The organism is Escherichia sp. TW14182 (genome assembly GCF_000208525.1).
Taxonomy (GTDB): domain Bacteria; phylum Pseudomonadota; class Gammaproteobacteria; order Enterobacterales; family Enterobacteriaceae; genus Escherichia; species Escherichia ruysiae.
Map to the genome: position 1 here is coordinate 1 of NZ_AEJZ01000244.1, position 2170 is coordinate 2170.

Below are 2170 nucleotides of genomic sequence, written 5' to 3' on the forward strand. Positions count from 1 at the left end.
AAAGCCCGCTTTTATAGCGGGCTTTTTGCTTTTTACTTATAAAATCCTTCACATCTTTTCTTGATGCAAAGGATCTTCGCTCATTATCGGAACGGCGGCTCATTAAAGGTGCGCAGTTTACGGGAATGCAGTCGATCGCCTTCCGCGCGCAGTAAATCAATTGCCCGGATGCCAATCTGCAAGTGTTCGGAAATCGCACCTTCATAAAAACGGTTAGCCTGGCCGGGAAGTTTAATCTCACCATGCAATGGCTTATCTGAAACACACAGTAGCGTCCCGTATGGCACGCGGAAACGGTATCCTTGTGCTGCAATGGTTGCGCTTTCCATATCAATCGCTACGGCCCGACTTAAATTAAAACGAAGTGCAGAAGCCGAGTAACGCAATTCCCAGTTCCTGTCATCAGTAGTTACCACAGTGCCAGTACGTAGCCGCTGTTTAACTTCCTCACCCGGCCTGCCGCTGACGAGTTTGGTGGCGTCATAAAGCGCGCGTTGCACTTCAGCAATGCTGGGAATAGGGATATCGGGCGGTAAAACTGCATCAAGAACGTGGTCATCGCGTAAATAAGCATGTGCAAGTACATAATCACCAATGGACTGGCTTTCACGTAATCCACCGCAGTGACCAATCATCAGCCAGACATCCGGGCGTAGCACCGCCAGATGATCGCAGATGGTTTTAGCATTTGATGGCCCCACACCAATATTTACCAGAGTAATACCCTGGCCATCGGCAGTGATTAAATGCCATGCTGGCATCTGGTGTTTTTTCCATGCGAGATCAGAAATCGCCTCTTCAGGGGCTTCTGTTTCGGCGGTGATCCATATCCCTCCAGCACAGGAAAGAGCAATGTAGGGACTATCAGGATCGAGGATCTGGCTGCACCCCCAACGAACGAATTCATCCACATAACGTGTGTAGTTGGTAAACAAAACGAACGGCTGAAAATGTTCGACTGGCGTGCCGGTATAATGGCGTAACCGCGCGAGGGAAAAATCGACCCGGCGCGCATCGAAATGCGATAGCGGAGAAAATTCCGTTGGGTGATAAATGCCGTCTGCAGTTTCATCGCCAATTTGCGCCAGTTCTGTTGTCGGGAAGTAACGAGTTAGCCCGGCGCTCATCGAACGATCAAGTGTCAGTTCAGAGCCATCGATGACATAGGGATAGGGGATTTCATGCTGCGAGGGTTGCACGGAGATGTGCGCACCATAATCTTGATACAGTAACGTTAGTTGTTCATTGAGATACGAACGAAAGAGAGCAGGGCGGGTAATAGTGGTGGTATAGCTGCCAGCGTGAGTAAAACGTCCAAATGCGCGTGTTTTGGGAGGATTTGTGGCGCAGCCATCCCAGGTCACGGTCAATGATGGATAGACAAAAAGACCTTGTTTGCGGGCGTTTTCATCAGGTAATTCGCCACTTTTAATATAGTTGCCAATGGCATTGCGTAAAGCGACTACAGATTGCTCATACAGCGCGTCAAGTTTATCCAGTGCCTGAGCTGGGGTCAGACCGGAGCCCTTATTATTCATGTGTGTCTCCTGTTCCATACAATTACCGCACATCCGATAGTATGTCACAGGAATGTGAAACAAAAGTGTAAGGCGAAGATCGAATGATCTTCGCCAGACCATCAGATGCGTTGATTGTCTTTCATCAACAAAGCGGTCATTGCGGAAATCAGGCATCCAGCCAGCAAATAAATGGCGACGCTATGCCAGTCCCCGGAAAAATAAGTAATGAGGGCGGCGGCAATAAAAGGGGTAAACCCACCACCAACCACACTGGCAACTTGATATCCGACCCCAGCGCCGCTGTAGCGATAACTGGCACCAAACATCTCTGTGAACATCGGTTGCTGCACACAAACCACCATGTCATGCGCAATATTCGCCAGCATAATGGAGAAGAAGACTATCCAGAAAATGGATTGAGCCTCGAGCGCCATGAAGAAAGGAAACGCGCTTAAGGTTCCGATAACTGCGCCAGTGATATAAACCCTGCGGCGACCAAAACGATCGGCAAGCCAGGCAAAACAGGGAATTGTCAGGCAGCTTAACCCTCCCACCAGCAAACCAATATTCAGGAATAATTCGCGTGGCAGACCCATATTCTGGGTTGAGTAGTTAAGCGCAAAGGCGGTAACGATATACATCGTCAGCAA

The 2170-nt window shown here is 49.3% G+C and carries 2 protein-coding genes; both read right to left on the reverse strand.

Features of this window, described 5'->3' with window-relative positions; translation table 11 throughout:
- Window positions 1–83: 83 nt before the first annotated feature.
- A complete protein-coding gene (gene amn / locus EQY_RS0118250; protein ID WP_001060235.1) occupies window positions 84–1538 on the reverse strand; it encodes an AMP nucleosidase in 1455 nt (484 codons plus the stop codon).
- 101 nt (window positions 1539–1639) lie between these two features.
- Window positions 1640–2170 (reverse strand): MFS transporter (locus EQY_RS0118255; protein WP_000674801.1); only part of this gene is annotated, 531 nt, incomplete at its 5' end.